Annotated in this window: 25 protein-coding genes and 1 pseudogene; 13 read left to right on the plus strand and 13 right to left on the minus strand. The window is 41.7% G+C overall.

The genetic code is table 11. The features are described 5' to 3' along the window. Positions 1 to 59 precede the first annotated feature (59 nt). Positions 60 to 671 (minus strand): ATP-dependent Clp protease proteolytic subunit, encoded by a 612-nt coding sequence (locus tag RMX69_RS23420; RefSeq protein WP_179067384.1) that lies wholly within the window; start codon positions 669 to 671, stop codon positions 60 to 62. Positions 672 to 775: 104 nt separating this feature from the next. Continuing rightward, positions 776 to 1,438, minus strand: a complete 663-nt coding sequence (locus RMX69_RS23425; protein WP_322638854.1) for an ATP-dependent Clp protease proteolytic subunit — start codon at positions 1,436 to 1,438, stop codon at positions 776 to 778. A gap of 238 nt (positions 1,439 to 1,676) precedes the next feature. Between RMX69_RS23425 and RMX69_RS23430 the strand changes: the two genes are divergently transcribed. Continuing rightward, positions 1,677 to 2,933: a VWA domain-containing protein gene (locus tag RMX69_RS23430; protein ID WP_322638855.1), complete on the plus strand. Its 1,257-nt coding sequence runs from the start codon at positions 1,677 to 1,679 to the stop codon at positions 2,931 to 2,933. Continuing rightward, on the plus strand, positions 2,930 to 4,210 hold the full coding sequence (locus RMX69_RS23435) for a VWA domain-containing protein (protein ID WP_322638856.1): 1,281 nt from the start codon (positions 2,930 to 2,932) through the stop codon (positions 4,208 to 4,210). The genes RMX69_RS23430 and RMX69_RS23435 overlap by 4 nt, the downstream gene beginning before the upstream one ends. A gap of 918 nt (positions 4,211 to 5,128) precedes the next feature. On the opposite strand, the gene RMX69_RS23440 is transcribed toward RMX69_RS23435, so the two are convergent. Beyond that, complete coding sequence (locus RMX69_RS23440) at positions 5,129 to 6,055, minus strand: AraC family transcriptional regulator (protein WP_322638857.1); 927 nt, start codon at positions 6,053 to 6,055, stop codon at positions 5,129 to 5,131. A gap of 240 nt (positions 6,056 to 6,295) precedes the next feature. Here RMX69_RS23440 and RMX69_RS23445 point away from each other — a divergent pair, with 240 nt between their 5' ends. From RMX69_RS23445 to RMX69_RS23455, 3 genes are all read left to right on the plus strand, one after another. Further along, complete coding sequence (locus RMX69_RS23445) at positions 6,296 to 7,372, plus strand: alpha/beta hydrolase (RefSeq protein ID WP_289797593.1); 1,077 nt, start codon at positions 6,296 to 6,298, stop codon at positions 7,370 to 7,372. 89 nt (positions 7,373 to 7,461) lie between these two features. Next, the gene (locus RMX69_RS23450) at positions 7,462 to 7,587 is read left to right on the plus strand and encodes a PEP-CTERM sorting domain-containing protein (RefSeq protein ID WP_289797592.1); all 126 of its coding nucleotides are present in this window, start codon (positions 7,462 to 7,464) and stop codon (positions 7,585 to 7,587) included. 227 nt (positions 7,588 to 7,814) lie between these two features. Continuing rightward, positions 7,815 to 8,201, plus strand: a complete 387-nt coding sequence (locus tag RMX69_RS23455; protein WP_322638858.1) for a VOC family protein — start codon at positions 7,815 to 7,817, stop codon at positions 8,199 to 8,201. Positions 8,202 to 8,366: 165 nt separating this feature from the next. Here the strand turns inward: RMX69_RS23455 and RMX69_RS23460 are convergent, their stop codons facing one another. Continuing rightward, entirely contained in the window at positions 8,367 to 8,936 is a 570-nt protein-coding gene (locus tag RMX69_RS23460) for a hypothetical protein (RefSeq protein ID WP_289797590.1), read from the minus strand. Between the two features lie 278 nt (positions 8,937 to 9,214). Between RMX69_RS23460 and bioU the strand changes: the two genes are divergently transcribed. Together bioU and RMX69_RS23470 are read left to right on the plus strand one after the other, a co-directional pair. Continuing rightward, positions 9,215 to 10,234 carry a (S)-8-amino-7-oxononanoate synthase BioU gene (gene bioU, locus RMX69_RS23465; protein WP_322638859.1) on the plus strand — a complete coding sequence of 340 codons (1,020 nt, stop codon included), beginning with the start codon at positions 9,215 to 9,217 and terminating at the stop codon, positions 10,232 to 10,234. A gap of 179 nt (positions 10,235 to 10,413) precedes the next feature. Continuing rightward, the gene (locus RMX69_RS23470; RefSeq protein WP_289797588.1) at positions 10,414 to 11,325 is read left to right on the plus strand and encodes an alpha/beta fold hydrolase; all 912 of its coding nucleotides are present in this window, start codon (positions 10,414 to 10,416) and stop codon (positions 11,323 to 11,325) included. Between the two features lie 79 nt (positions 11,326 to 11,404). Here RMX69_RS23470 and RMX69_RS23475 read toward each other — a convergent pair whose 3' ends face one another. Further along, positions 11,405 to 11,770: a phospholipid-binding protein gene (locus RMX69_RS23475; RefSeq protein WP_322638860.1), complete on the minus strand. Its 366-nt coding sequence runs from the start codon at positions 11,768 to 11,770 to the stop codon at positions 11,405 to 11,407. Positions 11,771 to 12,040: 270 nt separating this feature from the next. Here RMX69_RS23475 and ilvN point away from each other — a divergent pair, with 270 nt between their 5' ends. Beyond that, the gene (gene ilvN / locus RMX69_RS23480) at positions 12,041 to 12,559 is read left to right on the plus strand and encodes an acetolactate synthase small subunit (protein ID WP_289797586.1); all 519 of its coding nucleotides are present in this window, start codon (positions 12,041 to 12,043) and stop codon (positions 12,557 to 12,559) included. A 108-nt stretch (positions 12,560 to 12,667) separates the two neighbouring features. Here ilvN and RMX69_RS23485 read toward each other — a convergent pair whose 3' ends face one another. After that, positions 12,668 to 12,913 carry a hypothetical protein gene (locus RMX69_RS23485; protein WP_289797585.1) on the minus strand — a complete coding sequence of 82 codons (246 nt, stop codon included), beginning with the start codon at positions 12,911 to 12,913 and terminating at the stop codon, positions 12,668 to 12,670. A 154-nt stretch (positions 12,914 to 13,067) separates the two neighbouring features. On the opposite strand from RMX69_RS23485, the gene RMX69_RS23490 reads away from it, so the two are divergent. From RMX69_RS23490 to RMX69_RS23500, 3 genes and pseudogenes are all read left to right on the plus strand, one after another. Beyond that, on the plus strand, positions 13,068 to 14,600 hold the full coding sequence (locus RMX69_RS23490; protein ID WP_322638861.1) for a protein kinase domain-containing protein: 1,533 nt from the start codon (positions 13,068 to 13,070) through the stop codon (positions 14,598 to 14,600). Positions 14,601 to 14,842: 242 nt separating this feature from the next. Then, positions 14,843 to 15,061, plus strand: a pseudogene (locus RMX69_RS23495) (transposase); the annotation flags it as partial. Between the two features lie 263 nt (positions 15,062 to 15,324). Beyond that, positions 15,325 to 16,002 carry a hypothetical protein gene (locus RMX69_RS23500; RefSeq protein WP_322638862.1) on the plus strand — a complete coding sequence of 226 codons (678 nt, stop codon included), beginning with the start codon at positions 15,325 to 15,327 and terminating at the stop codon, positions 16,000 to 16,002. Here the strand turns inward: RMX69_RS23500 and RMX69_RS23505 are convergent. Then, positions 15,983 to 16,399 carry a hypothetical protein gene (locus RMX69_RS23505; RefSeq protein WP_289797581.1) on the minus strand — a complete coding sequence of 139 codons (417 nt, stop codon included), beginning with the start codon at positions 16,397 to 16,399 and terminating at the stop codon, positions 15,983 to 15,985. The genes RMX69_RS23500 and RMX69_RS23505 overlap by 20 nt on opposite strands. A gap of 686 nt (positions 16,400 to 17,085) precedes the next feature. Here RMX69_RS23505 and RMX69_RS23510 point away from each other — a divergent pair. Then, positions 17,086 to 17,673 (plus strand): L,D-transpeptidase, encoded by a 588-nt coding sequence (locus RMX69_RS23510; RefSeq protein ID WP_322638863.1) that lies wholly within the window; start codon positions 17,086 to 17,088, stop codon positions 17,671 to 17,673. Between the two features lie 53 nt (positions 17,674 to 17,726). On the opposite strand, the gene RMX69_RS23515 is transcribed toward RMX69_RS23510, so the two are convergent. The 4 genes from RMX69_RS23515 to RMX69_RS23525 form a co-directional block, all read right to left on the minus strand. Next, entirely contained in the window at positions 17,727 to 18,860 is a 1,134-nt protein-coding gene (locus RMX69_RS23515; protein WP_322638864.1) for a YbjN domain-containing protein, read from the minus strand. A 108-nt stretch (positions 18,861 to 18,968) separates the two neighbouring features. Further along, complete coding sequence (locus RMX69_RS23520; protein ID WP_322638865.1) at positions 18,969 to 19,202, minus strand: PIN domain-containing protein; 234 nt, start codon at positions 19,200 to 19,202, stop codon at positions 18,969 to 18,971. A gap of 49 nt (positions 19,203 to 19,251) precedes the next feature. After that, complete coding sequence (locus tag RMX69_RS29500; RefSeq protein WP_409880095.1) at positions 19,252 to 19,395, minus strand: PIN domain-containing protein; 144 nt, start codon at positions 19,393 to 19,395, stop codon at positions 19,252 to 19,254. A gap of 6 nt (positions 19,396 to 19,401) precedes the next feature. Then, positions 19,402 to 19,626 (minus strand): hypothetical protein, encoded by a 225-nt coding sequence (locus RMX69_RS23525; RefSeq protein WP_322638866.1) that lies wholly within the window; start codon positions 19,624 to 19,626, stop codon positions 19,402 to 19,404. Positions 19,627 to 19,719: 93 nt separating this feature from the next. Between RMX69_RS23525 and RMX69_RS23530 the strand changes: the two genes are divergently transcribed. Then, positions 19,720 to 19,923, plus strand: a complete 204-nt coding sequence (locus tag RMX69_RS23530; RefSeq protein WP_322638867.1) for a hypothetical protein — start codon at positions 19,720 to 19,722, stop codon at positions 19,921 to 19,923. 16 nt (positions 19,924 to 19,939) lie between these two features. Here the strand turns inward: RMX69_RS23530 and RMX69_RS23535 are convergent, their stop codons facing one another. After that, positions 19,940 to 20,329, minus strand: coding sequence for a hypothetical protein (locus RMX69_RS23535; RefSeq protein WP_322638868.1), 390 nt, complete (start codon positions 20,327 to 20,329; stop codon positions 19,940 to 19,942). A gap of 47 nt (positions 20,330 to 20,376) precedes the next feature. Beyond that, the gene (locus RMX69_RS23540; protein WP_322638869.1) at positions 20,377 to 25,242 is read right to left on the minus strand and encodes an eCIS core domain-containing protein; all 4,866 of its coding nucleotides are present in this window, start codon (positions 25,240 to 25,242) and stop codon (positions 20,377 to 20,379) included. Positions 25,243 to 25,322: the final 80 nt, after the last annotated feature.

A 25,322-nucleotide genomic window follows, 5' to 3' on the forward strand; every position in this document is an offset into this window, starting at 1 on the left:
TCGCGTTAGCGTCTCTGAAAGAGAAGCCTCTCGTAGAGAAGTGCTGCTCCCCTGCCTCTCTACTCCCCAGTTATTACCGAGGTTCGTTCTTCAATCACACGGTCAATTAAGCCGTATTCTTTTGCTTCTTCGGCAGACATGAAAAAGTCACGATCCATATCTTTTTCAATCTTTTCTATGGTCTGACCTGTTTTATCGGCATAAATGCCATTGAGCTGGTGACGAATCCGCAGAATCTCTCTAGCTTCAATTTCGATATCGGTTGCTTGTCCACGGGTGCCACCTGAAGGCTGGTGAATCATAATCCGTGAGTGAGGCAATGCTAACCGTTTGCCTTTTGTGCCAGCTGCCAGCAGGAAAGACCCCATTGAAGCAGCTAATCCCACGCAAATAGTTACTACATCTGATTTGATATGTTGCATGGTGTCAAAAATAGCCATGCCAGATGTAACCATTCCACCAGGAGAATTGATGTATAAATAAATATCTTTACCTGGGTCGTCTGAATCCAGATACAGCATTACAGCAATAATTTGATTGGCGATTTCATCATCAATATCGCGCCCCAAGAAAATAATCCGTTCCCGGTAAAGGCGATCGTAGATGCTAATCCAATCTGTATATTGTCCACCGGGCATCCGGTAAGGAACTTTAGGAACGCCTATAGGCATAATTTACTCCGTTTTTAATAATTTGGGGGCGGTGGGAAAGTTAGGAGTTAAAAGTTAGGAGTTTTCAATAACTCATAACTCATAACTCCTAACTCCTAACTAAATTAAAGGACACTGGCAGGAAGTGGGGGATTTGCAAGTTCTTCTTTCTCAAAAACTCGGTCAATTAAACCGTATTCTTTCGCTTCGTATGGTGTTAAATATAACAACCGATCCATGTCTTTAGTAATTTTTTCTGGAGCCTGTCCAGTGGTGCGATGTAAGATATCAACTAAGGCCCCTTTATTTACTAAAACTTCCCTGGCGCGAATTTGAATATCCGTTGCTTGACCTTGGGCGTAGCTCTTAGGCTGATGCAGGATAATCGAGGAGTGAGGCAAACTAGCGCGGCAACCTTTTGTACCAGCACTGAGAAGCATCGCTGACATACCCATTGCAGAACCTACGCAGATGGTATGGATAGGAGGCTTGATATATTTCATGGTGTCATAGATGGCGAAGGCTTCGGTTTCAAAGCCAATGGGTTCGCCACTGTAACCGGAAGTGCCGGTAGAGTTGATATAGATTTTAATCGGTTTGTCGGGGTCGTCGGACTGCAAAAACAGCAATTGGGCCACGATCAATTCCGTGACAGCAGGCACCAGTGGCATCCCAATATAGACAATTCGCTCCTTCAATAAAAGGGAAGGTAAATCTGGCGGTGGTGTCCGGTAAAAGTTATCGCCGTAATATGGGGCTTGAACAGCCTTGATTGGGGAAATGTCCATAGCAACTGATCGCCTGAAACTATGCCGTTAACTGTAATACATCCTAGCGCGATGCACGCTTCCCTCAAGGTGCGGATTTCTCCCTAATGGTGAAGGTGGCTTCGCATCTGCCAATGCTTGGCTTCTAAGATATTCTGATTATATTAGTGTATTTATGTTGGATAGGTTTTCCGTAGAGCTAAAGTAGTGCTTTGAAGTTATTTTTTAATATGTATATCCTGAATAGGGACTCTGAGTTATGAAGGTTAATTTGCAGCCTGCCTTGAATGATGGTAATTTGGACGCAAATCAACTGAACAGTCAACGTCAGTTGGGAATTTCGATTTCAGCGACCGCAGAGACTCAAGACCGCCATGTACCCCTGAATTTATGCTTAATTCTCGATCATAGTGGTTCGATGAACGGGCGATCGCTAGAAACGGTGAAAAAAGCAGCGAATCGTCTGGTAGATAGACTCAATCCTGGCGATCGCCTCAGTGTGGTAGTTTTCGATCACCGGGCCAAAGTCTTAGTATCTAGTCAAAGTGTCGAAAATCCAGAGAAAATCAAACAGCAAATTAATCGCCTAGCCGCCGATGGGGGAACTGCGATTGATGAAGGACTCCGTTTGGGGATTGAGGAGTTGGCGAAGGGCAAAAAAGATACTGTTTCCCAAGCTTTTTTGTTAACCGACGGGGAAAATGAACACGGTGATAACAATCGCTGTTTGAAATTCGCCCAATTGGCTGCTAGCTATAATTTGACTTTGAATACTTTGGGATTTGGTGACAACTGGAACCAAGATGTTTTAGAAAAAATTGCCGATGCTGGCTTAGGTACTTTATCTTATATTCAAAAACCCGAACAGGCAGAGGAAGAGTTTAATCGCCTGTTCAGCCGTATTCAAACTGTGGGATTAACTAACGCTTATCTGTTATTCTCTCTAATGCCCCATGTCCGGCTAGCGGAACTCAAACCTATCGCCCAAGTTTCCCCAGACACAATCGAGTTACCACTGCAACAAGAAGCTGATGGACGTTTCGCTGTAAGGTTGGGAGATTTAATGAAAGATGCAGAACGGGTAATCTTAGCTAATATTTATTTGGGACAATTGCCAACAGGTGAACAAGCGATCGCTAATGTGCAAGTCCGCTACGACGATCCAGCCGCTAACAAGGTAGGTTTAGTTACACCAAATATCCCAGTTTATGCCCATGTAGTCAAAAATTACCAAGCAGACCCGAATCCCCAGGTGCAGCACTCTATTTTAGCATTAGCTAAGTATCGCCAAACCCAGCTAGCCGAAACGAAATTGCAACAGGGCGATCGCAGTGGTGCAGCGACAATGTTACAAACGGCTGCGAAAACTGCGCTACAAATGGGAGATACTGGCGCAGCGACGGTGTTGCAAACTTCTGCTACCCAGCTACAATCTGGTGGAGATTTATCTGAAAGCGATCGCAAGAAAACCAGAATTGTCTCCAAAACAGTTTTGCAAGATACTCCTCCTCAATGAAAGTTAAATTGCTCTCGGCGTTAAATGACAATAATGTTGATGTGGCTCAAACAAGTAGCCAACGTCAATTGGCAATTACAATTTTTGCGCTCGCTGGTGAGTCCGATCAAAATCTTCCCCTTAATCTCTGCTTGATTTTGGATAAAAGTGGTTCCATGCATGGACACCCAATTAAAACGGTGATCCAGGCGGTGGAAGGATTAATCGATCGGTTGAAAGTAGGCGATCGCATTTCAGTTGTAGCTTTTTCCGGCACTGCGGAAGTCATTATCCCTAACCAAGCGATCAAAGACCCCGAAAGCATCAAAACTCAAATAAAAAGCAAACTGACTGCTAGCGGTGGCACTGCGATCGCTGATGGCTTGGAATTGGGAATTACAGAACTGATGAAGGGTACAAGAGGCGCTGTTTCCCAGGCGTTTCTGCTGACGGATGGACATGGAGAAAGCGGTTTGCGGATTTGGAAGTGGGATATTGGGCGAGATGACAACAAACGCTGTCTGAAACTGGCGCAAAAGGCTGCCAAGCTGAACCTAACTATCAACACTTTCGGATTTGGCAATAGCTGGAATCAGGATTTGCTAGAAAAAATTGCTGATGTTGGTGGTGGGACTTTAGCCCATATTGAACATCCTGAACAAGCTGTGGAGCAATTTAGCCGACTGTTTGGGCGGATTCAGTCTATCGGGTTAACTAATGCCTACTTGCTGTTATCTCTAGTGCCCAATGTCCGATTAGCAGAACTGAAACCTATTGCCCAAGTTGCGCCAGACACAATCGAGTTACCAGTGGAACCGGAAGCTGATGGTAGCTTTGCTGTACGTTTGGGAGATTTGATGCAGGATGTAGAACGGGTAGTTTTGGCGAACATTTATCTGGGACAATTGCCAGAAGGGAAACAAGCGATCGCTCATCTACAAATTCGTTATGATGACCCGTTGGTTAACGAAGAAGGTTTACTTTCGCCCTTGATACCGATGTATGCAGATGTAGTGCGAGCCTATCAACCGACATCTAATCCGCAGGTACAACAGTCTATTTTAGCATTAGCGAAGTATCGCCAAACCCAGTTAGCCGAGGCGAAATTGCAACAAGGCGATCGCACTGGTGCAGCCACAATGCTACAAACAGCAGCTAAAACCGCTTTACAAATTGGAGATAAAGGGGCAGCGACAGTGTTGCAAACCTCAGCCACTCGCCTGCAAGCTGGGGAAGAACTTTCTGAAGCAGACCTCAAGAAAACTAGGATTGTATCAAAGACTGTTTTACAAGAATAGTAAAAATTCAGCGTTGCTGATTAGCGGGATGAAAGTTTCGCGCCAAGGCGCAAAGCGAGAAAAAATATTTTATTGCTCAATTAAGCAACAAAGTAGTCGCATATTCCTAACTTATTGATTAACAACCAGCGAAGAATTTGACTTATGCTTATCCAGAAGATTGTCCAAGAATTGCAAGACATCCCTGAAGATAAACTAGCAGAAATTTATGACCTAATTCACTAGTATATAAGTCAATACGGTTCAGTTAAGCATTGTTTTCCTCTCTCTGTTCCCTCTGTGCCTCTGCGGTTCGTTAAAAAAATTGACTTTGATAAAGAGTTTTAGCCTTAACTGAACCGTATTGGTATATAAGTCTACAACTTGGATTAATAATCGAAGTTTGGCAAGATACAGGAGTATACAAAGCTACAACTTGGATTAAGTCGCTATAGGAATCTTAAATCTAAGCCGTTGATATATTCTTGCTGAATGAAGCGATCGCGATCGCAAGCTTTCGGCTCAAGCATACACCAAAATCAATGCGTGAATTACTTAAATAAACAAGCAAACTGGGGTTTGAGAAAGTCAAACGCCATTTTGAATAAGCAATATGCCTTTTTGCTTATTAAATATGAAGTTTTGAGAAAGTAATATGCCTTTTTGCTGATTGAATATAAATTTAAGTTAAATATGCGAAAGTTTAGACATCCGGCAACAAAGGTAAACGATGATGTTGATACCTGCATCACGTAGCAATGCTGCCCTAGAGGGTGGTAATCACTGACGGGGCAACAGTTTCATAGCGGTTATACCAATTTGAAAAAAGAATGCGACAGATAGACCATTTGTAGAGACGCGATTCATCGCGTCTTTACCCAAGGATGTGTTGCGATCATTAATGTATTAGTCCTTTGCACCAATAAACCTGTCCAATTCTTATTGCCCTAAATTGCTGCGAAGCTTGGCAATGTCACGATGCGGGGGAATACCAAATAGTTTTTTATATTCCCGGCTGAAATAAGACGGGTCATCGTAACCGACCTGAAAGCTGGCGATCGCCACGTCCATGTTTTCGCCGAGCATCAGACGGCGCGCTTCCTGAAGCCGTATTTGTTTCTGGAACTGCAAAGGACTCATCGCCGTGACGGACTTAAAATGTTGGTGAAAGCTTGACACGCTCATGCCGAGTTCACGGGCTGTATCTTCGATTTTCAGCGGCTGATCAATGTTCTCGCGGATTTGCTTGACCACTCTAGAGATGCGCTGCGCGTCGCCTTCGGTAGTGATAAGCTGGCCCAGGCGTGCGCTCTGTTTTCCTTTTAAAAGCCGGTAGATGATCTCGCGGATGATGAGCGGCGCGAGAAACTTCATTTCGTCCGGCGTGTCAAATAGTTTCACCAATTTGACGACCGCTTCCAGCAAATCGGCATCAACCGGGCTGACATCCATCGCCTTAACTCGAGTGCCGCTTTTTTTAGTTTCGATGCCAGATTCAATCATCACCACAGCCACAAGTGCCGGATCGAGGTCTATGCGAAGATTCAAATAAGGTTTTTCCTCGGACGCTTCGACGACATTACTCATAATCGGCAAATCAAGCGTCGAGATTAAGTAATGACCGGAATCATAGTGAAATAATTCATCGTTCAAAAGCACATCCTTGCTGCCCTGCGCGATGACGCAGAAGGCGGGCTTTAATACGGATATTTGGCTCTCGGTCGGTTTCGACGATTGATATATAAAAATGCCCGGAAACACTTCCAAAAGGCTGTTTTCAGGAGCGATACGAATCATTCTTTCGATCAGCTCCTCCCGATTGATCTGCATCTTTCGCTTTTCAAATTCTGCTTCTTTTTGGTTCATAAATTTATCTTAAACATTTTGTTTCTGTTCAGTACGTTGCACGGCAATTTTTTGGAGAATTGTCCGGTTTTTTTCAATGAACGTCCTAACGCTATCCGTTTTCACGCCCGCATAATTGAACTCATACAGCAAACGGTAGAAACGCTGCTGATAAAAACAGATTGATATTTGGAGAAATTTAAGATTAATAGAGCAATAATTTCAACTTGTAAATCAGATAATGAAAAGGAGAAAAATTATATGAAATATATATTATTTTTAGGGATGATGACTCTTATGATCAGCGGGCAAGCTTACACACAAACAGAACAAAAAGAACAATCAAAAACAACAAAAGAAATGGAACAAATAACACCAAAGGGATATACAACTTTTAAGGTAAGCGACAACGTTACGATGTATAAGGTTACTTTTAAAAACCAATACAAAATGAATGTTGCGGGACATCTATTTATTCCCAATAATTTAGATCAGAGTAAAAAACATTCGGCGATCATTGTTGGGCATCCTATGGGAGCAGTAAAAGAACAAAGTGCCAACGTGTATGCTGCTAATATGGCTGAACGAGGATTTGTGACTTTATCTCTTGACTTGTCTTTCTGGGGTGAAAGTGAGGGCGAACCACGCAACGCTGTTGCGCCTGATATTTATTCTGAAGATTTCAGTGCAGCAGTTGACTTTCTTGGGACGCGTCCATTTATTGACAAAAACCGAATCGGAATAATTGGAGTTTGTGGTAGCGGAAGCTTTGTTATCAGTGCCGCTAAGATTGATCCGCGAATGAAAGCGATCGCAACTGTCAGCATGTACGATATGGGAGCAGCCAACCGAAATGCACTTAACCATTCGCTGACCCTTGAGCAGAGAAAGAAAATCCAGGAGGAGGCTGCAAAGCAACGTTATGTAGAGTTTACCAATGGTGAAACCAAATACACAAGTGGGACTGTACATAGGTTAGATGAAAACACACACCCTATCCAGCGTGAGTTTTATGATTTCTACCGTACACCGAGAGGTGAATACACGCCTAAAGGAGGATCGCCGGAACTCACAACGCACCCGACGTTAAGCAGTAATGTTAAGTTTATGAATTTTTATCCGTTTAATGACATAGAAACGATTTCCCCTCGTCCTATGCTTTTCATCACGGGTGATAAAGCTCACTCAAGAGAGTTTAGTGAAGATGCCTACAAACGTGCAGCCGAACCTAAAGAATTGTATATCATTCCGAAAGCAGGACACGTTGATTTATATGACAGAGTTGAGTTAATTCCCTTTGATAAACTCACGTCATTTTTTACCGAACATTTAAAGTAACGTTCGTTTGGGATAAGAACCGAATAATTATGAAGAAACCGTGGTTTGAGTGAAATTAGGATGACCCCTAATTATGCCACAAAATATTTATGCAAGAGTTCTTTTCTTATCGACAAGTACCTGAACCTAGTACTTTAGGTAGCATACTTCTTCTTGGCATTATTGGCTTGTTCATGAAAAGAAAGGTAAGATCAATCAAAAACATTAAAGCTTAACCTCGACTTAAGAGGGTGTAATCCCGCATTTCTCACAAGCTCAAGGCGTTTGATGGAGCAAAGGAGAAGTAATGAGTAATGAGTAAAAACTTCTTACTTCTTACTCATTATTTCTCCCCGGCACTTGCGCAGGCTTTAAGAGGTGTGGTGAGAAATCCGGGTAATGTGGTTGGGTTCCCACCTACGCACACTCTCTTAATAATTGTCCTAAAAAAAGCAAAACTCCAATGAAAACCACTGGCATTCATCATGTAGCTGTTATTTGTTCTGACTACGATCGCTCCAAAGCATTTTATGTCGAAACTTTAGGCTTTCCGATTATTCAAGAGACTTTTCGCGCCGCCAGAAATTCTTATAAATTAGATTTAAAAGTTGCAGAAAATACTCAAATCGAACTATTCTCTTTCCCAAATCCTCCAGAACGACCTAGTAAACCAGAGTCTTGTGGTTTAAGACATCTTGCTTTTCAAGTTGATGATGTAGAGGAAACTGTTTTTTATTTAAAATCAAAAGGAGTAGAGGTAGAAAATATCAGAGTTGATGAAATTACAGGTAAGAAATATACTTTCTTTAAAGACCCAGACAATTTACCATTAGAAATTTATGAGCGTTAAAATTACTGCTGACAGGTGAACTTGTTATCACTATAGATAATGAAGCGATGTCTATAACGACCTACGCCTACGCACCAGTCTAATTACGGCTTATTGCTGGCAAAATTTCTATATTCATAAACAGTGAATCTCCTGAAAACAAGTTATTTTGATTCTAAGTCGACTTTACGGCATAAAATTTATCTGGTTGTTTGGAGGACAGTAAATACTTCTACCAAAAGAATCGCCAGTTTCAGCATCCCTTACTTCCACAAGTTTAGCGTTATCAGTACAGACACTTCTACCTCTAGACATTCTCAACTCACCTTGGACAAAACCAGTCACTATCCACACCATTCGGTTGTTGGAAATCGATGATTTGTATAGCCCTGTTTTGGCTGCAAATTCCTCGTATGTTGTAAGTTTTGCTTCTGTGATTTGCATCTTACTAGACTTTTTAATAACACTTTCAATCGTCATCAAACGGCTTGCTGGTAAGCTATTATTTGCAGGATATATTCGTACTCTTGAGTTAAATGGTATTGGTTGATTGACTTGCTTTTTTGTCTGTACTACTTTAGCTGTGACTGTCTGCACTAGCAATAAATTAGTGGTGCTAGCAAATACAAAAGCAGATAATGAAGTTATTGTAAAAATATTAACTGTAGTGCAAATGCGCTTCATAATGCTCAGAATATTAACAAGTTCATACCACTTTAGGCGATCGCCTGCGTAAGTCTTTGTATCTTCGCGCAACTCTATTCTGTGAGAACATCAAGTTTAGCCAGTATTTTTAAGCTTTCTTTGGGGTTGCCAGTTGCGGTCATTGGTTTAAATCTGGTATATTCCCAGTCAAAAAACTCAAAAGCGATCGCTAGTAGATAAATATCTGCAATATCCAGCCAAAGAACCCAGGATAATGAATCATAATTAATCTCTATAGCTTTGAGTTATCAGCCATCAGCCACCAGTTACCAGCCGGAAGCTGAGATGCCGAATAATCAAGGCTTTGGATTCAACTTAACGAATTGACTATGAATTCTGAACAAATCAAAAATTCTCTAAATATTTCGCCAGCGATACGTGTGGGAGTACTGGGTTTTGGCGGACTCGGACAAGCAGCCGCCAAAGTAGTTGCTGGCAAACGAGAAATGATTTTAGTCGCAGCAGCAGATCAAAAAGGCTACGCTTATGCTGCTGAAGGTTTAAATACTGAAAAATCCGTTGCAACCTATCAGTCCCAAGGTTCGGTGGGTTATTTAGAGCCAATTGGTACATTAACAAATCAAAGTATTCAGGATTTAATCGAAATAGCTGAAGTAGATGGGTATTTTTTGGCTTTACCCAACCTGCCAAATGACTTTATTCCTAATGTCGCCAAGGAGTTTATCAAATCTGGTTGGCGTGGAGTATTAGTAGATGCAATTAAACGCACCACTGCTGTAGAACAACTCCTAGCGATGAAAGAGGAACTGCAAGCCGCCGGGATTACCTACATGACAGGATGCGGTGCTACCCCTGGACTATTAACAGCAGCAGCAGCTTTAGCCGCCCAAAGTTACGCCGAAATTCATCAAGTTGAAATTACCTTTGGGGTGGGAATTGCTAACTGGGAAGCTTACCGCGCTACTGTTCGGGAAGACATCGGCCACATGCCTGGTTATACAGTAGAAGCTGCTAGGGCGATGACTGACGCGGAAGTAGAAGCACTACTAGATAAAACTAATGGCGTCCTGACCTTGACAAATATGGAACACGCTGATGATGTGATGTTAGAAGTAGCCGGGATAGTAGGGCGCGATCGCGTTACAGTTGGTGGTGTAGTCGATACCCGCAATCCCAAAAAGCCTCTCAGCACCAATGTGAAGGTAACAGGACGTACCTTTGAAGGAAAGATTTCTACCCATACCTTTACTCTGGGAGATGAAACCAGCATGGCAGCCAATGTCTGCGGCCCTGCTTTTGGCTATCTCAAAGCTGGTAGACAATTGTACCAACGCGGCATCTATGGAATATTCACCGCTGCCGAAATTATGCCCCAATTTGTTAGGTAAGTAGGGAATGGGGCATGGGGCATGGGGCATGGGGTAGGGGAAAAGGTTAAAGGGAAAAGGGAAAAGGAATAAATTTAATCTTTCCCCTTTTCCCCTTACCCCTTTCCCTTTCCCCATGCCCAATCCTCAATCCCTAATTCTTATAATGGTATTTCAGCGCTGATAAATCGGAGGTAAGTGTGACCACTACGGTACACTGGCAGGAACGGGTTGGTAATCAAAGAGATTGGATTTGGCGTGGCTGGCAAACTCGCTACACTTACATTCGCCCTAGCCAAAGTCACCCCAAAACAACACCGCTAATTCTGTTACATGGCTTTGGCGCTTCCATTGGTCATTGGCGACATAATTTAGAAGTGTTGAGTGAGCATCACACAGTTTACGCTATAGATATGTTGGGTTTTGGCGCTTCTGAAAAAGCCGCAGCTAATTACAGCATCGAACTCTGGGTTGAACAAGTTTACGATTTCTGGAAAACATTTATCCGTCAACCAGCAATATTAATAGGCAATTCCAACGGTTCGCTGATTTCGATGGCCGCCGCTGCCGCCCACCCCGATATGGTGCTGGGTATGGTAATGATGAGTTTACCCGACCCATCATTAGAACAAGAAGCAATTCCTCCTGTGCTACGTCCAGTCGTCACAGCAATCAAAAATGTTGTCGCTTCGCCGTTGATACTTAAACCTGTATTTAACTTCGTGCGCCGTCCTGGGGTGCTGCGTCGCTGGGCACGTCTTGCCTACGCTAACCCAGAGGCGATTACCGATGAACTGATCGAAATTTTAGCAGGGCCTCCCCAAGACCGGGGTTCTGCGAGGGCGTTTAGTGCTTTGTTCAAAGCTGCGATCGGAATTAACTTTAGTCCCAGTGTCAAGACAGTATTACCAACCTTAACAATTCCAATGCTTTTAATTTGGGGACAAAAAGATCGGTTTGTGCCGCCAGCCCTAGCTAGCCAATTTGCCCAGTATAACGAGAAGTTGGAACTGCTAAATCTGGAAGACGTAGGGCATTGTCCCCATGATGAATGTCCAGAACAAGTTAACCAAGCGATTTTAGATTGGATTGAGAGAGGAGTTAGGAGTTAGGAGTTAGGAGTTAGGAGTTTGAATTCTTCCCCTGCTCCCTCATCTCCCTCATCTCCCTCAAGCTTCTGCCTTCTTGCACCTAGCCAATCGTTGCTTGGTTACTGTCAACATCTGTAGTACCATTCACAGAACGCGCCACAGAAATCATTTTGTTGAGAATTTCTTGACTGGGAACTTTACCTTTCAACACCACAGTGCTACCCGTCTGAGCCACCCAAAGGGTATTAACATCGTCGAGTTGGGGATCTTCATCAAATGCCAACGCTACCCGCTTTGCTAAACCACTTTGGTCATATTCTCCGCTTAATCCCAGACGTTCTGGGGGTATTGATTGCGTAGCCGTAGCGACATCACTACTAGAAGCTTGCTGTATAGCCTGTGGAGCCGGATTTACTTCGGCATTTTGAGGTTTTTCCATGCCAAACAATCTTTGTAGCCAACCCATAAAAACTTTTCTCCTATTAGAGGCTTATCAAATCTGAGTATAAAAGGTTTACAACAAATGCTGCATCTGCCAATGAAAAGATATACATTCAACAAAATGTTTGCTTGCAGTCGGATTTCTAAACAATTTATCGATTGAGAATGCAATGAGTGCAACGCTTAAGTTTACAATAAGAGGTCGCACTGAAAATTTAGTGCGGTAGTAGGTCTAGCGTTGCCCTTTGCTAGTGTCTGCGTTACTCAATTCCTGCTCTAGCCTCTGTTGGCGAAGATGAAACATACCCTTTCAGTTCTCGTAGAAGATGAGGCGGGTGTTCTTTCCCGCATTTCTAGTTTATTTGCGCGTCGCGGCTTTAATATCGAAAGCCTTGCTGTTGGCCCTGCTGAACAAGGAGGAGTCTCCCGAATTACAATGGTTGTCCCTGGTGACGATCGCGTGATCGAGCAACTCACTAAGCAACTGTACAAGTTAGTCAATGTCCTAAAAGTCCAGGATATTACCGAAACTCCTTGTGTGGAGCGGGAATTGATGCTTTTGAAGGTGAATGCTAGTAGCAGCAATCGCTCAGAAGTGATCGAATTGTCTCAGATTTTCCGGGCGCGAGTCGTGGATGTGGCGGAAGATTCTCTCACCTTAGAAGTTGTGGGAGATCCAGGTAAAATGGTAGCGATCGTGCAAGTATTACAAAAATTTGGTTTGAAAGAAATCGCCCGCACTGGCAAAATTGCCCTAACTCGTGAATCGGGTGTGAATACCGAGTTACTCAAATCTTTGGAAGCAAAGGTTTAGTTGGGAATTTAAATCAAGACTCAGAAATATTCAAACGCAGCAGAAGTCATAGTGGCAATTGTTACTATGACTTCTGCTTAGGGACTAGCAAAAAAAACAGATATCCAACTAACCTTCAATTTTGGCGTTCCCGCTTCTCCTGTCGGAGACGCTACGCGAACGGGTTGCCGTAGGCATCGCTTCTTCTGGTGATACGTTACCATAAATGACAGACATAATCCCTGGCATGTATTCATCCATCATCGTGACATTGGCGTAAATCAACCGTTGAATGGGAGGAAAACTGAGATTTTTTAAACAAAATTTGACAAAATTGTAATAACGTAAAATTAAATATACTGTATTGCTAGTCAATTTTGACTCCTCAGCAGCGCTTTTCGGATAGGTTATCCACCTTTAAAGTCTTAGAAGTCTGGGAGTAAAGGACTGAATTTGCTGTTGTATTTTTTTTAGTTAAAACTGCCGGAAATTAAATTCTATATACCTTATTTAATGCTGTATAAATCTAATGTATCCTCTTGGCACAGTACTCCGCAGTCGTTATAAAATTATTCATCCCTTGGGAAGCGGTGGATTTGGCGAGACATATTTGGCAGAAGATTTGGATATACCTACAACTCCCAAGCCTAAATGTGTTGTCAAACACCTGAAGCCGCAAAACCAGAATGAAGCACTTCTGAAGATTGCTAAAGGTTTATTTAATCGGGAAGCTGAAACTTTATATCGCTTAGACAACATTCACAACCAAGTTCCCAAACTATTCGCCCATTTTGAAGAAAACGGCGAATTTTACCTAGTACAAGAATTTATTGATGGGCATGACTTAAGCAAAGAAATAATAGCAGGTCAGCCTTGGGGTGAAACAGAAGTAAAAAAACTGCTCGCGGATGTTTTAGAAGTTTTAGTATTTATCCATCAACAAAATATTATTCATCGTGATATTAAGCCACAGAATATCATGCGTCGTCGTCAAGACGGAAAGATTGTGCTGATTGATTTTGGAGCAGTGAAAGAAATTAAATGCTTGGAGACCAATACTCAAGGTCTAGTCACATCAAGCATCCTGATTGGCACAAATGGCTATATGCCAAATGAACAAGCTAATGGCAAGCCGAAACTATCTAGCGATGTATATGCAGTAGGTATGCTAGGAATTCAAGCACTGACAGGCATATCGCCTCAAAAGTTACCCGAAGATCCGGTAACAGGTGAAATAATTTGGCGCGATCGGGCGAATGTCAGCGACAGATTTGCCGAGGTGTTAACAAATATGGTGCGCTCTCACTTTAGCCAGCGTTACCAAACAGCAGCAGAAGCGTTGCAAGCACTTACTCAATCACCACCATCACCAAAGTCAGATCGCCAGCGATCGGCACCTAATCGGAAAGTTATGGTAATAGGCGGAGCGGTTTTACTTGGATCTATCATGTCTTTGTATGTGGTATCTAGATATTTTGCTCAATCACCAACTCCTCCAAATCCACAGACACTTACTCCACAACCGCAAGCAGTTACTCCGAAACCGCTTTCTACAATCAAAAAATTCTCTCAGTTACCTTGCGATAGCGATCAACAGTTATCCTCCCCCCCCGCAGCTACAGGCAAACCAACCTGGGAAACTAACGTCTATAAATATTACGGGCAGATCAATCCAAAAACCAAAGAAGCCAATGGTAGAGGGTTGATGGCTTTTAAGCAGAATGAATTTCAATACTATGGAGACTTTAAAAATAATAAACGTAGTGGTTGTGGGAGATTATCATATCCAGAAAAAAGTAATATTAACTATTATTTAGGGCAGTTTGAAAATGACCAGTTGCAAGGGCTGGGATCTTTAAAATTGAGGAATGGAAACGAATATAGAGGAAACTTTGCTAATAATAAATGTCAAGGAGAAGGAGTATATATATTTACAGATAAAACTGAGAAAGATGGACTCTGGCGTGCAGATAAGTTAGAAGGAAACGATAATTTGTCATGTAAGGGGTCTTCAGCATCTAGTATGCCAACTATCAGCTTTCTCAGTCTAAAACCCTTTTAACAGTTTTCAGCTTATTTACTTAGGCAAAGTCTTCCCATCAATTGGAATTTTATGCATTAATGGCAGATTTAAATTCCTCATATCGAATTGCATTAAAAGATAGTAAATTCAGGAGACGGAAAAGTTCTGCGATTGCTCTGTTACCGGATATTATTTAATTATTCAGATTGAAAGTACATATAATTTAGCAACTGATGTTTATGGAGAGCGGAGGTAGTTTGTAAATTGGTTGGCTCCCACTTGATTTAGGTACAATGGTTAGATACTTGGGTGAAATAGGTTGTTATTTTGATGGAAAAATTACCAGTGTTACTCTAGAAGGGATTAATAATAAACATCAGTTAATTAAAATACTTGGATATGGCTTCCGTGACTTCAGCAATTTTGGATTACGCAGTTTATTAAACAGGCACTTTACTATTAATTTCCCACAAAAATGGCAAAACATCCTAAAATCTTAAGAAATACTTAAGTTTCTTTCCATTTATGCTGGTTAAATACATCTAATGGTTTATACTTAGTTTGTTATCAAATATTTTGATAAATTAAATATTTATACTGAATACCCCTAATTACGTACTTATCCGCATTTTGTAACTATGATGGCAAACTATGGATGGGATTAATACTGTTATTTACAAGTATTAATTAAGTAAGATTTTCCATAGAATTAGGGTTTCTGAATGAATTTTAGGTTGTATACATTACACAATAAAGGTGTTTTATGAAGATAAAACTTATACTTTATATTTCTTGTTTACTTATTTCTACAAGTTTAGGTGTTCTTCCAATACAGCAAATGCTAGGGCAAGAAGCATCGCCACCATCTCCTGAGCCAAACACTGTACCAGCTTCCCCAACAGAACCATCTCCTACACCAACTGCTGTACCAGTTCCCACAACAACACCAGATACTATACCAACTTCTTCTTCAAAATTCTCACAACTACCTTGCGATAAAGATCAACAGCTATCCTCCCCCCCCGCAGCTACAGGCAAACCAACCTGGGAAACTAACGTCTATAAATATTACGGGCAGATCAATCCAAAAACCAAAGAAGCCAATGGTAGAGGGTTGATGGCTTTTAAGCAGAATGAATTTCAATACTATGGAGACTTTAAAAATAATAAACGTAGTGGTTGTGGGAGATTATCATATCCAGAAAAAAGTAATATTAACTATTATTTAGGGCAGTTTGAAAATGACCAGTTGCAAGGGCTGGGATCTTTAAAATTGAGGAATGGAAACGAATATAGAGGAAACTTTGCTAATAATAAATGTCAAGGAGAAGGAGTATATATATTTACAGATAAAACTGAGAAAGATGGACTCTGGCGTGCAGATAAGTTAGAAGGAAACGATAATTTGTCGTGTAAAGAGTTCAATAGGAATTATCGATAGTCTGCACATCAATCTGATTAATTGAGCTTGGCATTCTAGTAGCGTGCATCTGAAGTAAATTCATAAAGCAAAGGTTATTAAAGAAGATGAAAATTAGACTTTCTGCTACTGCTTTAGTTGTTTTCACAAGTTTGAGTTGTTTTCCAGCGCAACGTTTACTGGCCCAAGAAGCACTTCCTGTTGCAGGGCCGGCAATAGCATCAAACAATAATAATAGTAATAATAATATTATTGTTGATGGATTACCTGCTGCAGGACCTGCGATACAGCCAGGAAGCAGACGCTCTTCGTCACGCCGAACAGTCATTAGTAGAGCAGAATCTATAAGGTCATCAAGGCGTTCAACATTCATTGGTAGAGAGGAACCTAGAAGGTCATCAAGGCGTTCAACAGCCATTAGTAGACCAGAATCTAGACCACGAGTCAGACTAGTAACGGACACACCACAGAGACAAACTCCTTCAAGAAGGAGAATAAAACAACCATCTACACCAGTTCAAAAAGCACCTTCAGTCTCTCCCAATTTCCCAATAAGACTATGGTAAAACTATAGATTTATAAAGGGCAAAATGGAAAGCCAAAAATTATAATTTAGGAATTAAGCTTGCTGATTCTTTAATTTTGGCTCGTTGAGAGGAAAGCATGTTTTAAGCTAGTTAATGAAGAGAGAACAATATATCAGGTAACCTGATTAAGGCTTTAAGCATTGCCTCAGAGGTTGTTTGAAAAGTGTTTTGCCGTGACTTTAGATACTTTTAGACTCCCCAACCCCTTAAAAAGGAGGAAACCGGAATAAAAGCCCCCCAATTTATCGGGGGATTTAGAGGGTTCTAAAACTTTTGATACCGACAAAACGACTTTTCAAACATCCTCTCAGATTTGGAATTGTACAATGTATGCCCTTAGATAAATCAGATAATACCAATTCAGTCATACGCTCATTTATAAAGCCATAAATAACAAGGGTTTAGAAGTATTTATATGCCGCATTCTTTTTTGAAATTGGTTTAATTTCTTAAAGTTGATTAAAAAAAGTGATTATTTTAACTTAAATAGCTAGCTTCGCTCCAAGCTGAATAGTTTATGCAAAACAAGATAATCAAGAATAACCTGGAACTTTGTACTGGTTTAAGTATTGGTTTTGGTGCAATTGCACTGTTCTTCTGGCTGCAATCACAGCATACTGCTAGGGTGAGTATTGAGAAACGTGCAGATTCCCAAAAAACAATTGAGAAAGTAGCATCTCCTATAGTCAAGCCAATTGTTCCCGCAGTTTCTAAACAACACATCCATCTAGTACTTAAACGAAGTATGCGGAAGCTGTATGTATATAAAGGAGACAGTTTACAAGCTAGCTACCCAGTCGCGGTTGGTAAACCAGGTTCGGAAACGCCAATAGGAAAGTTCAAAGTTATTGAGATGTTGAAAAACCCAGATTGGACACATCCTAAAACTGGAAAATTAGTTCTTCCAGGTGCAAATAATCCTTTGGGAGAACGCTGGATTGCATTTTGGAATGTTGGCAGAGAATACATCGGATTTCATGGTACTCCTGATAGAACATCTGTCGGGAAAGCAGCTTCTCATGGTTGCGTTCGGATGTATAACGAAGATGTTCGTGAACTGTATGAAATGGTCAAACTTAGTACAACTGTTATAGTAGAACCCTAATCTGGCTTACTCTATACAAATGTACTAAAAATTTCCAATGCTGAATGATTAGCTTACCTTTCAACTTGGGCGATCGCTTCTTCTGGTGAGACATTACCATAAATGACAGACATTATCCCTGGCAGGTATTCATCCATCATCGTGACGTTGGCGTAAACTACCCGTTGAATGAGGGCAAAACTGAGTCTGTCACCTTCTACATCAATGCTGGTTTTGTAGCTAATCTCGCCATCGCTAAAATCTAGCTCAAAGTTGCCGATAATCATGCCAGAATTAGCTCTAGTTATAAACTCTGCTACAGCCAACCGCTTATTTTCTGGTGCATTGACTGGAAAAATTGAGTAAAAAACGAATTGATTTTGTTCACTTCTGGCTCTAGCGTAACAATTCCATTTGCCATTTTCGCCTTGGAACGGTATTTGTAAAGCTGGCTGTTCTGGAAGTTGTACAAACGGCCAATTATCAGCTTGGAAGAAATTAATTATTGCTTCAAAAATACTACCATCTGTAGAATCTGATGGCAAAGCTGCCTCTATTTTTTGTGTTATGTCATCTGTGTTAATATCAGCGAATTCAGTCAAAAATTTATCGATTCCTTCTAGCATTTTGGCAGCAGATTTTTGAGTTTTAGCTGACAAATTTGCCTCAGTCCAATCTTTAAAAAAGTTGACAATACCTTCAGCAATTCCTTCACCGGAAGCGCTTGTTTGAGCCAGATTTTCTAGACTAATATAAGACCAAAGAGTACGATAGCCGATTTCATCTGATTCTTGTTGCTGTTTAACAGATAAACCCAACCAACTTTCAGTGAAGAGGATTTGGTTATCGGGTTGTTCTTGGCTTAAATTTAGGATATATTTTGCAGTTTCATCAATGTTGATGGCGTGTTCTGCTAGTAGTGGTAATAAATCGGGTTTAAGACTGGTTTCGATAGTAATGTCTGGTTCGCTGAGAAATTTACCAGATGATAGGGGGTTACGCGCATCTGGTTTGAGATTGAATAAGGCTGTGGTGTCGATGCGTTGGTAGAGTTGTGCGTTGACACAGAAGGCGAGGCGACACTCGATAAGTTCGTTGTTTTGTTTGGTGAGAGATAGGGTAATGGCGTGAACGGTTAGTGGTGTTTGGGAGGAGTCGTGTAGGGTTAACTCGGTGTTAAGCTGATAAGTTTCAGTGTGATCTGCCATACAAAGATGTGATTAAAGTTGCAAAATATCTTTATCAAATATCTTTAGGATATGCTGGCAGCGAATTCCAGAGGTAATTCAAGGGATTCTTAAGTTTTTGGGCATTTCCTACAAGCTGCTGTTTTCAAAGAACTGGTTAAAGTTTTTTCGTTTCAATCCCTCTTTGAGTTTTTTATCCCCTGTCCACAATAAGCCCTCTAATTCCAATGTTAGTGCTACGTGGGGGGTATCGCTTTCGTCAATATCCTGACATAACGCGTAGGCTGTTGCTCGATTTTTCGGAGAAATTAAATCTTCTTTATAAAGAGTAATTCGTTTCAGCAATATTTGGTAAATTCGCACTATTTCATCTTCAGATAGTTGGCTGAGTTTTACTAACTTCTCCTTGCGTTTAATATAGTTCTACCAGAACTTGCTCGCAGACGAAAAAACGATAATCTGAGCCAAAGAGTATCTCAGTAAAACTAGATTGGTTATTTAGCAATGCTGAGAACAATATATTAGTATCAACAATAATGGGCTGTTGTGTAGGCACTACCAACTATCCTGCAAATTTATGCTTGATTTTTAACCACAGCTCGCTGTCTATTTCATCAGCTAAGGTGGTGGCTTGATCTTGAGTGAAATTACTGCGTTTTCTAATTGTCTCTAACTCCAGATATTCTAAAAATTTAGTCAGGCTTTCAAGATCAAGAATATTCCTATTGAATTTGATGATAATGTCTTGGTTATCAAGTGTAATATTATACGATGAATTTTCCGGCATGATATTCTCCTAGCTAGCGATCGCACTTTTGAGAAGTACTGGAATTATTATGGCAGACTTAGTTGGTGAGTATTGCTCATCTGAGTTAGTGTAATGTGTTTCGCTAATAAATCAGGTTTTGGCGCGATCGCTCTACACATATCCCACTACCAAGTCACTATGAGACGATCGCTTTTGGGTTTTGCGCTGATTGCACCATTATTCAGTTGGATTGGTGTCAAGCGCGATCGCACTTCCCAAAATCTTGCGATCGCCCTAAACTACATCCAAGGGTATCAGCCGCTAATACTTGGTTAATGGCGATCGCGCGAAGTTAATTGGGAAAAGACAAGCCAGCTTCAAAATGTAGTTCTTTCAATTCGGGTATATACCATTCACCTTTGTCATATTTTGTTAATACACCAAGTATGTATTCACTTATATTAATAATAGGACACTCAATATCCCATATTGACTCCAATTCTCCTTTCAAAGTACCCATTAAATAATACTTATGATTTTTGCCTTCCTGCACTTCTGTCTCGTGGCTTAGTGTAATCGATAGTCCAAGAAATGTTGCTTCTAAAACTTCATCGTCTTCAAAGAATTTTGCATCTGAGGAAGTAAAATTGCATTCTAAAGCTTTCCCTACTCTTGCGCCCATTTCTGCTAAACTGGCGGATTCATTGATGCGAACTTGAAAACTTATTTGTGGGTAAGTCATATAAAAATTCCTCTTTCCTAATTATTCTGAATTGGTTGGTTATATTATTAAGTATTATTCTGATCTGGTGGTTGTATTGTTAAGGGATTTCCTCTTGAAGGTTCAAGTCCAAGAGCCTTTACAGAGCGTCGATCTTTGTTTGTAGTAAAATCTGTATTTCCTGAGCTACGTATCAAAACGTTGAATTGCCACTTAACATTTCCGGTGTCTCTATTTCCAGTGATGTTTGCCAGTACCTCACGCATATCCCAAATCAATTTATTAACTTCTTTTATTCCACTCTTCGAGCCTACTATTTGACCATTCCTAGCAGCAGTAGGATTATTGTTTAAAGCCTGTCTAAAAAGATTATCACTGACCACATAAGCATCTATGTCAAAATCTGTGGGGTTAAAAACGTAAGGTTCTCCATTAGATGCCTTCTTTTTCGGATTCATTTTGACACCCGATGCCAAACTGCCTCTTATATTAACCTGAGCATCTCGATCTAAAGCTTGAAATCGGGGGACAAATTGTTGCATTGCGTTATGCACTTCGGTCTGTTTGGCTCTCCATGCTTTTTCCCAATTTTCATCTGCTTGTGATATGGTGATGTCTGGTGTTTTTTCTTGGGGATTGACCTTGCCTTCTACATGATATTTAGTATCACCAGTCTTCACTAGTTCAAGTGACGTAAGTTTATATTTAGATTGAAGAACTGGCAGTTTTGCCTTAACAGTTTCAGGGGTAGCCCCCTGCTTCTTCATAATCTGTTCAGCTTTGGCAATAGCTTTATGAAGGTCAGCTTTCTTCTGTTGCTCAGTTCGCTTGTCAGATTGTTTCTGATTTTTTTTGTTGTTCTTCTCATTTAGAGCTTGTTGCTTTTGTCCCGCTGAACCCTCATCAACTTTATTCCTCTTGTGTTTATTGCTCTTATTAATCTTGTTCCCAACTTTATTAAACGCCTTTGCACCTTTATCAATTACCCAATCAACTGCTTTTTCCATCGGTTTCCGCAACTTCTGGAAGATTGCCTGAATCTTGCCGGCAATTCCATCTAAGCCCAAAAGACTTGCTAGGAAACTGATGACGACTGGTAAAGATTTAGCAAGGGCATTTTCAACGCCTTTGATTGCTTGATCGATCGCACCACTAGCGATCGCACCAATTGCATCCAGTATCGCATTAATTAAATCGGCAATCTGCTGGGCGCGTTCAATAAAGAATTTGACAATCTCATAAATTGCCTTAGCAGCTTTAATGAATGCTGAAGCCGGAGTCAACAGGCTGAGAATCCACTCAATCCCGGCTGTAATTACTTTTTCAATAATAAAATTCTTGATGGGTTCGATCACCAAAGCATTGAGGTCGCCCATCTTCTCTTGGACAAACTCCCAAATCCCAGCCACTCCCTGACTGGCTAAGACTTGAAATACATCAACAGTTTGTTCCAATCGGCTGACCTTTTCTTCACCCAATCGTTTCACAGCTTGGGCACGAATTGCTTCATAAGTGAAGCCTAAAAGCTGCATTGCTAGACTAAAGATCCCTTTGAGATCGAAGTTTTCTGGCATTTCAATACCAGTTTCTGCCATTGTGCCTGTCAGCCAGCCGATTAATCCTTGCTGGAGGTGCTTCCCGATATTATTCATAAAGTTGAGGAAGCCTTGCTTCACCGCCTGGATCAAATTAGTCAAGAAACCAATCGGGTCTTTGAGGATTTGCCCAACTACGCCAGCAACTCGCGCTAGCACTTGCAAAAGCATTTTGGTCAGTTCAATGATCGTCTTGATGACTCCCACAATGAAGTCGAAAGCTTTTTGAATAAAACCTTTATTTGCTGCCTTCATCTCTTCAATGCGGGCATCAACAGCTTCCAAGTTCTCCTGATATTTCTGCGCTAGGGTGTCAATTAGCTCATCTTGCTTATCGTCAACACTTTGTTGCAATTCTTCAAATTTGCTGTCAATGTCTGCGGCAGCTTGTTGACCAACTCCTTTTAAGTCTTGCGGTAGTTGGTTAACATAATTCTGAATCTCCTGCTTACCACTGGCTATTTCTGCTTTGGCTTGGGTCAGTCCTTTACTAATAATGGCGACAACTTTGTTAATGACACCATCCATCTGATTGATGTAAAGCTGGCGACCTTCTTGATAGAAGACATTTACCTCATTTGGTAGACCTGCAAATTGGTCTCTAATCCAGCTTGTCCAGCCGAATGCGCCACCGTAGCGATCGCTCTTATAATCGTCCATCCGCTTGCCAACGTAATCCTCGAAGGCAATCTTTGCGTCAGCAGCACCAGCATCAAAGGCTTGTATAACTTGCCCATCTAGTTCACCGAGGGTTTTCTCAACTTTGCCTTTGGTCTTGTCATAAATCTTATTAATATCACCAGCAACTTTTGCCCGTGCTTGCTCATCCTTGCTCTTGGCTCCAACCTGCTGCTCCCCTACCTGGCCCAGGTTTTGGGTACGGATACCGTGCATTGCTTGGAGATGCTGCTGGGCTGTAGCTTCTGCCGTAGCTTGAGCAGTTGCGAGTATCCCTTGCTCTTTTTGGCGATATTGTGGCGGCGCTTCTTGGGCATTGGTTTGGGCATCTTTCTTAGCTGCGAGTGCGCCTTGAAACTCCGGTTCGTTGGAGTTTGCCAATTGTTCCTCGGTAATATCCGCCTCTTTCATCTGCTGGTCAAGTTTTTTACTGTCCTCTTGCAGTGGTACCTCGACTTCAGCTTGTCCTTTAGATTTGGGTGCAGCTTTATCTGCATCAACGCCTGTTGGCGGTGTCCCTAGCTCATTCTTTGGCAGTGGTGTTACTTGTTTAGCCTCAATCCCACTGGCATCAGGTTTTTCTTTAGTTTTCTCTTCTAGTTGACCCTGAGAGCTTTTCTGTTCTTCTTTAACCTGACCGCTCAAATCACCTTTAACAGAGTCAAGTTTGTTGTTATTTTTAAAGTTGTCTGCCTCTTCCAAGTTCTTGGGAGCCATATCAGCAATGCGCTCCATCAATTTGGCTTTGAAGGCGGCAGGGTCAAATCCTGGTGTTGGGGCTTGTTGCATCTCACCAACTTGATTAGCTTGCGCCTTGCTGTCTACTTCATTACCTGGGGGTTGGGCTGCCGCTTGGGCTTCTTGGGCTTTGCTATTAGCAGGTGGGTGTTTTTTCTCAAGTCCTGCAACCTCTGTTGTTGTGCCGACTACCGCTTGAAATGCTGGGTCATCTTCAGGGGAAGTGGGAGCCTTTTTACCATCATCTGCTGTAATGGCTACATTTGTTCCTGGTAATGCTGCGATCGCTTTCCCTGCGTTTCCTCCAGGTAAATCTGCGGCTCCCTTACCTACATCTGCTCCTTTGTTTTGAGCTTGCTGTTGAGAATCGACCTTTTCTGTATTAACTTTGGTATCTTTTGACTCAGGCTCTTTTGGTTGATTTCCCCCAACCTCAACTTGTTTCTGAGTTACTGCTGCACCAACTTTTTTTGTTGGAGGTGGGTCTGTTGCCGCGTTCCCACCATTATCTGGGGGTGTCGGGGTAGCTTGATGTTTTTCTGTTGTAGGCTGATTTTGTTGTTCGCCGTTTTCTGTATCAGTTTTAGACTCTAATTTTTTTTGCTTATCTTCGTCACTTGGTTTTTGGAAATTCTCTCGCAGTTGGATAGCTAGCCCATACCCCGCAGAGGTTGTCGGCACTTTTGTCTGAAGTTTATTTTCTTTTGATGCTACATAAAGAGATTTTGGCTGCACTGCACTGCCATTCTGCTGGACAACGTGCATCAACTCATGGGCCAGTAATTCTTTGCCTGCATCACTTCCAGGAGAATATTCGCCCTGACGGAAGAACACATCTTGCCCTGTGGTAAAAGCACGAGCTTGTATAGATTCATTTAAGCGATTAGATTGAGCATCAGTATGAATCCGAACACTACCGAAATCAGCCCCAAATGCTTGCTCCATTGGTTGCTTGATATCATCTGCCAGCGGCTGCCCATTGCCACGTGCTTGTTGGATTGAAGTTTCTAGCTCAGATGTTGCTGCTGTTCTTCCTCCACCCTGACGCTGCACCAAAGGGGTAATAGAACCTGCCAGAGATTTCATTTGTAATTGGTCTTCTTTCTCTGGTAATGCCTCCCGACCTACGCTCATCCTCTGCATCACCAACTGAGCGATGTTATCAGCCTCCTGCTCATAAATGTCTCCAGGCTCGTTAACTGTCAGTTTTGTTTGTGGACGCCGCAATGATATTCGACTAATGTCATGTCCAAGCTGTTTGCTTGGATATTTTACCTCATTCACTATCTGGGATGAAGTACCAAGCGGCTTCATTTGCAATTCTTCTTCTGGTAGTTCCTCCCGTTGCAGCGAGGGAGTCTCTCCCCAAGATTTCATTTGTACTTCTTCTAGCAGTTCCTCGCGCTGAATACTGCCCTCTGGCTTCATTTGCAATTCTTCTTCATCATCAGGTAATTCTTCTCGCTGAAGTTTCCCACTCAGTGGCTGATGAATTTTTTGCATCACCTGACGCGCCGTTTGATCGGCTTCTTGCTCGTACTTATCTCCAGGCTCCCCAATCGTCAGCTTTGCTTGAATTGGTGTTGGTGTATCTGGTCTTCTGACTGGAATATTGGCAAAGTTATGACCAAATCGAGTTGCTTTTTCCAGTCGAGAAGTCAATGATTGATCCATCTTGGCTTGCAATACAGTCAGCCGTTCGTGTCCCTCTGGCGTAATCGTCCGATGCTTGGCTTGTAATTCCAATCCAGCTGCTTCCATCTTTTCTTCTGCAAAAGCTTCATTCTCTACGTCCATTTGTGTCACGGGCGTAAAAGATGCTTTTTGAGTTTGGCCGCCAAACGGTTTATAGGCCAATTGAGGAGTTTGTTCTGGTGCTTGGGAATTAGAAAAGCTGGATGAGGGACTTTTGAGGGATTTCATCGGTTTTTTTGCAACTATTGACGATTCAATTTGTCTAGGTGATTAGTTTTGATTATCATTTACCCAAAATTGCAATTATC

The sequence above is a fragment of the Nostoc sp. EspVER01 genome (genome assembly GCF_034530635.1).
GTDB lineage: Bacteria > Cyanobacteriota > Cyanobacteriia > Cyanobacteriales > Nostocaceae > Nostoc.

Bases quoted from the DNA above. Each gene is read 5' to 3' on its own strand.
- RMX69_RS23435 (WP_322638856.1), top strand. From the start codon at position 2,930: ATGAAAGTTAAATTGCTCTCGGCGTTAAATGACAATAATGTTGATGTG.
- RMX69_RS23530 (WP_322638867.1), top strand. From the start codon at position 19,720: ATGTGTTTCGCTAATAAATCAGGTTTTGGCGCGATCGCTCTACACATA.
- RMX69_RS23455 (WP_322638858.1), top strand. From the start codon at position 7,815: ATGAAAACCACTGGCATTCATCATGTAGCTGTTATTTGTTCTGACTAC.
- RMX69_RS23500 (WP_322638862.1), top strand. From the start codon at position 15,325: ATGAAGATAAAACTTATACTTTATATTTCTTGTTTACTTATTTCTACA.
- RMX69_RS23515 (WP_322638864.1), bottom strand. From the start codon at position 18,860: ATGGCAGATCACACTGAAACTTATCAGCTTAACACCGAGTTAACCCTA.
- RMX69_RS23445 (WP_289797593.1), top strand. From the start codon at position 6,296: ATGAAATATATATTATTTTTAGGGATGATGACTCTTATGATCAGCGGG.
- RMX69_RS23525 (WP_322638866.1), bottom strand. From the start codon at position 19,626: ATGCCGGAAAATTCATCGTATAATATTACACTTGATAACCAAGACATT.
- RMX69_RS23440 (WP_322638857.1), bottom strand. From the start codon at position 6,055: ATGAACCAAAAAGAAGCAGAATTTGAAAAGCGAAAGATGCAGATCAAT.
- RMX69_RS23490 (WP_322638861.1), top strand. From the start codon at position 13,068: ATGTATCCTCTTGGCACAGTACTCCGCAGTCGTTATAAAATTATTCAT.
- RMX69_RS23505 (WP_289797581.1), bottom strand. From the start codon at position 16,399: ATGGCTGTTGAACGCCTTGATGACCTTCTAGGTTCCTCTCTACCAATG.
- RMX69_RS23430 (WP_322638855.1), top strand. From the start codon at position 1,677: ATGAAGGTTAATTTGCAGCCTGCCTTGAATGATGGTAATTTGGACGCA.
- RMX69_RS23535 (WP_322638868.1), bottom strand. From the start codon at position 20,329: ATGACTTACCCACAAATAAGTTTTCAAGTTCGCATCAATGAATCCGCC.
- ilvN (WP_289797586.1), top strand. From the start codon at position 12,041: ATGAAACATACCCTTTCAGTTCTCGTAGAAGATGAGGCGGGTGTTCTT.
- bioU (WP_322638859.1), top strand. From the start codon at position 9,215: ATGAATTCTGAACAAATCAAAAATTCTCTAAATATTTCGCCAGCGATA.
- RMX69_RS23540 (WP_322638869.1), bottom strand. From the start codon at position 25,242: ATGAAATCCCTCAAAAGTCCCTCATCCAGCTTTTCTAATTCCCAAGCA.
- RMX69_RS23510 (WP_322638863.1), top strand. From the start codon at position 17,086: ATGCAAAACAAGATAATCAAGAATAACCTGGAACTTTGTACTGGTTTA.
- RMX69_RS23450 (WP_289797592.1), top strand. From the start codon at position 7,462: ATGCAAGAGTTCTTTTCTTATCGACAAGTACCTGAACCTAGTACTTTA.
- RMX69_RS23425 (WP_322638854.1), bottom strand. From the start codon at position 1,438: ATGGACATTTCCCCAATCAAGGCTGTTCAAGCCCCATATTACGGCGAT.
- RMX69_RS23420 (WP_179067384.1), bottom strand. From the start codon at position 671: ATGCCTATAGGCGTTCCTAAAGTTCCTTACCGGATGCCCGGTGGACAA.
- RMX69_RS23475 (WP_322638860.1), bottom strand. From the start codon at position 11,770: ATGGGTTGGCTACAAAGATTGTTTGGCATGGAAAAACCTCAAAATGCC.